This window comes from Jatrophihabitans sp., from assembly GCF_051960575.1.
GTDB lineage: Bacteria > Actinomycetota > Actinomycetes > Mycobacteriales > Jatrophihabitantaceae > JBQCEE01.
The window spans coordinates 1-5,776 of record NZ_JBQCEE010000117.1; the positions used below are offsets into that span (position 1 = coordinate 1).

At 72.0% G+C, this 5,776-nt stretch carries 4 protein-coding genes and 1 pseudogene; 1 reads left to right on the forward strand and 4 read right to left on the reverse strand.

The annotated features are described in order from the left end of the window. Window positions 1-1,783: catalase (locus ACTHMS_RS06200; protein WP_440305802.1), on the reverse strand; the 1,783-nt coding region annotated here is incomplete at its 3' end. 100 nt (window positions 1,784-1,883) lie between these two features. Continuing rightward, window positions 1,884-3,221, reverse strand: coding sequence for a serine hydrolase domain-containing protein (locus tag ACTHMS_RS06205; protein WP_440305803.1), 1,338 nt, complete (start codon window positions 3,219-3,221; stop codon window positions 1,884-1,886). 127 nt (window positions 3,222-3,348) lie between these two features. Here ACTHMS_RS06205 and ACTHMS_RS06210 point away from each other — a divergent pair, with 127 nt between their 5' ends. Further along, a complete protein-coding gene (locus ACTHMS_RS06210; RefSeq protein WP_440305804.1) occupies window positions 3,349-4,209 on the forward strand; it encodes a ZIP family metal transporter in 861 nt (286 codons plus the stop codon). A 24-nt stretch (window positions 4,210-4,233) separates the two neighbouring features. Here ACTHMS_RS06210 and ACTHMS_RS06215 read toward each other — a convergent pair whose 3' ends face one another. Together ACTHMS_RS06215 and ACTHMS_RS06220 are read right to left on the reverse strand one after the other, a co-directional pair. Continuing rightward, window positions 4,234-4,914, reverse strand: a complete 681-nt coding sequence (locus ACTHMS_RS06215; protein WP_440305805.1) for an NADPH-dependent F420 reductase — start codon at window positions 4,912-4,914, stop codon at window positions 4,234-4,236. A gap of 444 nt (window positions 4,915-5,358) precedes the next feature. Beyond that, window positions 5,359-5,776: pseudogene (locus ACTHMS_RS06220) on the reverse strand (FAD-binding domain-containing protein); the annotation flags it as partial.

Below are 5,776 nucleotides of genomic sequence, written 5' to 3' on the forward strand. Positions count from 1 at the left end.
CGGCCGAGTCCTTCACGCCGCCGACCTCGGGGGCGACCAGCTTGAGCATCGCCCCCTCGGCCTTCAGCGCCTTCCTCAACGCCGCGAGGACGTCGGCGTCGACCCCGTCGGTGACCAGCGCCCCGACCTTGCGGCCGGCGAAGCTCTTGGGGCCGTTCAACAGGATGCTCAGCTTGGGCGACGGCTTCAGGTCCTTGCGGGTCGGCCTGGCGGCGTCGGCCGGTTTGGGCATCTCCTTCAGCCGCAGCCCCTCGGCCACGTTCCTGGCCAGGCCGTCGTCGATGTTCAGCAGGTGCGACACCAGCCGGGACCGGATCGCGACGGTCTCCACCTTGCTCAGCTCGAAGGTGAGGGCCGCGGCGATGTGGGCCTGCTCGACCTCGGTCTGGCTGATGTAGAACTGGCGGGCCTGGCTGTAGTGGTCGGCGAAGGTCTCGGACCGGATCCGCCGCTTGGGGCCTTCCTCCTGGGCCGGGTACGACTGGTAGCCCTTCTCGGGCGATTCGCGAGGCCCGCCGTCAGCGCCCCACGAGTTGGGCTCGTAGTTGGCCCGCCCCTTGGGGTTGTGCATGGCCATGTGGCCGTCCTGCTGGAAGTGGGCGAACGGGCACTTGGGGGCGTTGATCGGGATGTGGGTGAAGTTGGGGCTCCCCAGCCGCTTGAGCTGGGTGTCGAGGTACGAGAAGTTCCGCCCCTGGAGCAGCGGGTCGTTGCTGAAGTCGATCCCCGGCACGACGTTCAGCGTGCAGAAGGCGACCTGCTCGGTCTCCAGGAAGAAGTTGTCGACGCGGCGGTCGAGCACCAGCCGTCCGACGCGCCGCACCGGCACGTCCTCCTCGGGGATGATCTTGGTGGCGTCGAGGACGTCGAAGGGGAACTTCTCGGCGAAGCCCTCGTCGAACAGCTGCAGCCCCAGCTCCCACTCGGGGAAGTCGCCGGCGCCGATCGCCTCCCACAGGTCGCGGCGGTGGAAGTCGGGGTCGGCCCCGTTGATCTTGACCGCCTCGTTCCAGACGACCGACTGGAGCCCCTGCTTCGGCTTCCAGTGGAACTTCACGAAGGTGGACTTGCCCTGCGCGTTGACCATCCGGAAGGTGTGGACGCCGAAGCCCTCCATGGTGCGGAACGACCGGGGGATGGCCCGGTCGGACATGACCCACATGACCATGTGCATGCTCTCGGGCGAGAGCGAGATGAAGTCCCACGCGTTGTCGTGGGCCGTCTGCGCCTGCGGGAAGGCGCGGTCGGGCTCCGGCTTGAAGGCGTGGACCATGTCCGGGAACTTGATCGGGTCCTGGATGAAGAAGACCGGGATGTTGTTGCCGACGAGGTCCCAGTTGCCCCCGTCGGTGTAGAACTTCGTGGCGAACCCGCGCACGTCGCGGGCGAGGTCGGGTGACCCCTTGTTGCCCGCGACGGTCGAGAAGCGGACGAACACCGGGGTGCGCTTGCCCTGCTCCTGGAACAAGCCCGCGCGGGTGAGGTCGCTCAGCGACTCGGTGGTCTCGAAGTAGCCGCGCGCGCCGTAGCCGCGCGCGTGCACGACCCGCTCGGGGATGCGCTCGTGGTCGAAGTGGAAGATCTTCTCGCGGAGGTGGAAGTCCTCGAGCAGCGTCGGGCCGGTCGTCTCGGGACGAAGGCTGTTCTGGTCGTCGGCGACGACCACGCCCTGCTGCGTCGTGAGCTGCGGGCGCTCGCCCGCGACCTGATGGGTCTCGCCGCCGGCGCCGCGCTGCACGGGCTCGTCGCCGTAGGTGACGTCGTCGAACGGTGGCTCGGTCATGGGATGGGGGCTCCGTCCACTCGGGGTCGGCGCCCGTCCGGCTGACACGGCGCGACGATCACCGCCTACCCGGAACTCCCCCGACGTAACGACCGACTCATCAACCGGACGGCACAGTGAACGGCAGGTGGGTCATGCCGCTCTCGCCGCGCACCCGGGCGACCGTCCCGTCGGCTGCGAACTCGTACCGCATCAGCTCACCCACCGAGTTGCCGCCGCGGCCGCCGACGATCCGCAGCGTCGTCGCGTCCACGGTCTCGAGCGCGACGGCGTCCTCGGCCGGCTGCGCCAGCGTGGGGTCGAGCGCGAACAGCCGGCCGTCCAGCTCGACGACGTCGGTGACGCCCCACAGGTCGGCGAAGCGACCGGTGAACCTGGCCGCGTCGGCGGCCGGGCGGTGGGTCGCCTCGGCGCCGAGCCGGCGCAGGTGGAACCACGCGGCCGCCAGCGGGCTCGCCGGCCCGTCGATCGCGTTGGTCAGGACCGAGACGACGTCGGCGTGGTCGTCGTCGGCGTCGGCGTGGGTGCAGGTGATGTGCCCCGGATACCCGCCGGTGTGGCCGAACAGCGTCGCGCCGGCGACGGTGTCGACGAAGACGCCGAGCCCGTAGCGCCGCTCGCCGGCCTTGATCTCCCACTGCGCGTGCCGCTGTTCGCGCAGCCCGTCGGCGTCGAGCAGCCGCTCGTCGCCGCGGCGCAGCGCGTCGTAGAAGGCGGTGAGGTCGGCGGCGGTGGCGTAGCAGCCGGTGGCCGCCGCGAGCGCGCGCGTGTCGACATGGTCGAGGACGCGCCGCACGAGCCCGGTCGTCAGCGCCGAGTGCCCGGCCGCGAACTCGGCCGCCCGCGCCGGGTCGTACTCGCCGCCGAGATCGGCGAGGCCGAGCGGCCCGGCGACCGCCGTCCGCACGTGCGTGGCGAAGTCGTGACCGGTCACCGCCTCGAGCACGAGGCCGAGCAGCCCGTAGGCGATGTTCGAGTACTTGAACCGCTCGTTGCGCGGCAGCACGGCAGCGCTCGGCGACGACGCGATCCGCAGCAGGTCGCCACGGTCGGGGAAGACGCGTCCGAGCTGCCAGAAGTCACCGTCCTCGCTGTCGCGGATCACCCCGCCGCCGTGGGCGAGCAGCTCCCGCAGCGTCCGCGTGGCCACCGGCGACCCGGCGAGGTCGGGCACGTGGGCAAGCACCGGGTCGTCGAGCCGCAGCCGCCCGTCGCGGGCGAGCTGCAGGACGGCGACGGCCGCCACCGTCTTCGAGTGCGACGCGATCCGGAACAGGTGCCGGGTGGTGAGCGGCACACCGCTGCCGAGGTCGGCGACGCCGTGGGCGGCGTCGACCACGAGCTCCCCCTCGCGCCGCACGGCGACCTGGACCCCCGGTACGCGCAGCACCCACTGCCGGTAGGCAACCCACTCGCCGTAGTAGTCGATCAGCGTCATGGGTCATGTCTAGAGCACCGGCGGCCACGCTCGTCGCCGTGACCCGGCTGTGCCGTCCGACCCTGTGAGGAGACGGATCGGGCCGGAAAGGTTAGCCTTACCTGACCACCTCGACCGGGAGTGTCCTGTGAGCCTGTCCGCCACGCTGGTGCTCGGCCTCATCGCCGGAGGCACCATCCTGCTCGGCATGCCCCTCGGCCGACTCTCGAAGCCGGTGCCCGAGCTGCGGGTCTTCCTCAACGCCGTCGCGGTCGGCGTGCTGCTCTTCCTGGTCTGGGACGTGCTCAGCGCGGCGTGGGAGCCGATCGACTCGGCGCTCGCGGCGGCGCACGCCCACACCGGCGGTCTCGCGCCGGCGTTCGGCTACGGCGCGCTGTTCGTCGGCGGGATCTCGGTCGGCCTGCTCGGCCTGGTGGCGTACGACCGCTGGATGGCCCGTGCCGCTCGCGCCAACCACGGCGGCCCCGGTGCGATGGCGGTCACCGAACGGCCGACCCCGGTGCGCGGGATCGCCGCGTGGTCGCCGGCCCGCCGGCTGTCGCTGCTCATCGCCGTCGGGATCGGGCTGCACAACTTCGCCGAAGGGCTGGCCATCGGCCAGGCCGCCGGGTCGAACGAGATCGGACTGGCCACCCTGCTGGTCGTCGGCTTCGCGCTGCACAACGCGACCGAGGGCTTCGGGATCGTCGCGCCGCTGGCCGCCGAGAACGCGGCCGGCCGGCGCCCCAGCTGGGGCTTCCTGCTCGCGATGGCGGCGATCGGCGGCGGGCCGACGTTCATCGGCACCGCGGTCGGCCACGGCGTCACCAGCGAGCCGATGAGCGTCGTGTTCCTGACCCTCGCGGCAGGCTCGATCCTCTACGTGGTCGTCCAGCTGCTCGGCGTCGCCGCGAAGGCCCGGCGCACCGACCTTGTCGCCTACGGCCTGCTGCTCGGCCTCGTCGCCGGCTTCGCCACCGACGCGATCGTCACCCTCGCGGGCGTGTGACCGCGCCGGCGGTTGCCGCCGTCGTCAGTGCAGGTTTGGGTCGCCCTTGGCCAGCAGCGTCTCGAGGTGCTCGCGCGTGGCCTGGATCGGCTTGCTGAAGTCGCCGTCCTGCGCGTAGGCGCCCGCGTAGGCGGGCTGGTCGCGCTGGAAGCGCCAGCTGTCCGCCAGGCTGCCTGTGTCGAGGACGTCGTAGCCGATCGCGTCGATGAAGGCGCTGACGGCCTGCTTCGCGGACGCGTCGTCGCCGGCGATCATCAGCGTGGTGCGGTCAGAGGCACCGGCCGGACGCTGCAGCGAGCCGAGGTGCTCGAAGTAGATGTTGTTGAACGCCTTGACGATGCGCGCGTCGGCGAGGTGGCGCTGCACCAGCCCGCTGGTGGTGATGCTGCCGGCCTCGAGTTCGTCGATGCGGCCGTCGCGCTGCGGGTAGTAGTTGCAGGTGTCGATCACGACCTTGCCGGCGAGCGCCGAGGCGGGCACCCAGTCGATGTGACCGAGCGGGATGGTGACGACGACGATGTCGCCGGCCTCCGCCGCCTCGGTCGAGGTCGCCGCCCGCGCCGCCGGGCCGAGGGATGCGACGAGGTCGGCGAGGGTCTCCGGCCCGCGCGAGTTCGAGAGGACGACGTCGTAGCCGGCCGCGACCGCGAGCCGCGCAACGGTGCCGCCGATGTTGCCGCTGCCGATGAATCCGATGGTGGTCATGTCCGATCGAAGTCGGATCGGCCTGCCGACATTCCGCCCGCGCGAACACGGCCCGAAACCCGTGGTCGCCGTCAGCACGACGCGAGGTCGCCCAGACCGGCGGCACCGGCCGTCTTGGGTGCCCCCGCAACCTTGTCAGGACGGCATGAGCGCCGGCGTCGGTCTGGGCGACCGGCCCGCAACGGACCTGCTCATCCCCCCTGGGTCGCGCCCTTCGCGTTGTTCGTTGCGGATGCACGGACGATGCCCCGCGGACGACCCGACCACCATGGTCGTGACCGGAAGATGTCAACGGAACACCGGAGAGCCCCGGAAAACCGTGCCGAAACCGCGGTCGAATCGTTTGATTGTCCGGTTACGGACGATCTTGACCTTGCAGGACACCACTCGGCCGGGTCGAGTGCGTGTCGCTCGCATGCAGCTGCGGCGTGCCAGGAGCGGGCGTCAGCCGCGTCGTGACCCGCCCCGCCAGGCCGAGAAGGACCGCACCGAGCCGTGCCCCGGCCGCACGAGCCACGGCCACGGGTGCACCTCGGCCGGACGCAGCACGCGCGCCCGGTCGGCCCAGCCCGGCACCGGCGTCCAGGTCGCGGCGAGCGAGCGCCCGGCCAGTTCGTCGACCACCCGGCCGCGGCACACCTCGAGCGGGCGCTGCGCCGCGAGTTCGCCGAGCGTCTCGGCGAGGAACACCAGCCGCTTGCCGGACAGCCGCAGCCGGCGCAGCAGCGGCTCGTCGAAGACGAACACGGCGGGACGATCCGGGTCGGGCGCGCCCGCGGGGGCGTCGGTGTCGCGCCCGCCGGCGGTGGGCGACACCAACACGCCGTCCCCCCCCCAGCGCCGCGGGGGCCCGCCGGCGGGG

Excerpts from the sequence above, each read along its gene's own strand:
- ACTHMS_RS06215 (WP_440305805.1), bottom strand. The coding sequence starts at position 4,914 with ATGACCACCATCGGATTCATCGGCAGCGGCAACATCGGCGGCACCGTT.
- ACTHMS_RS06205 (WP_440305803.1), bottom strand. The coding sequence starts at position 3,221 with ATGACGCTGATCGACTACTACGGCGAGTGGGTTGCCTACCGGCAGTGG.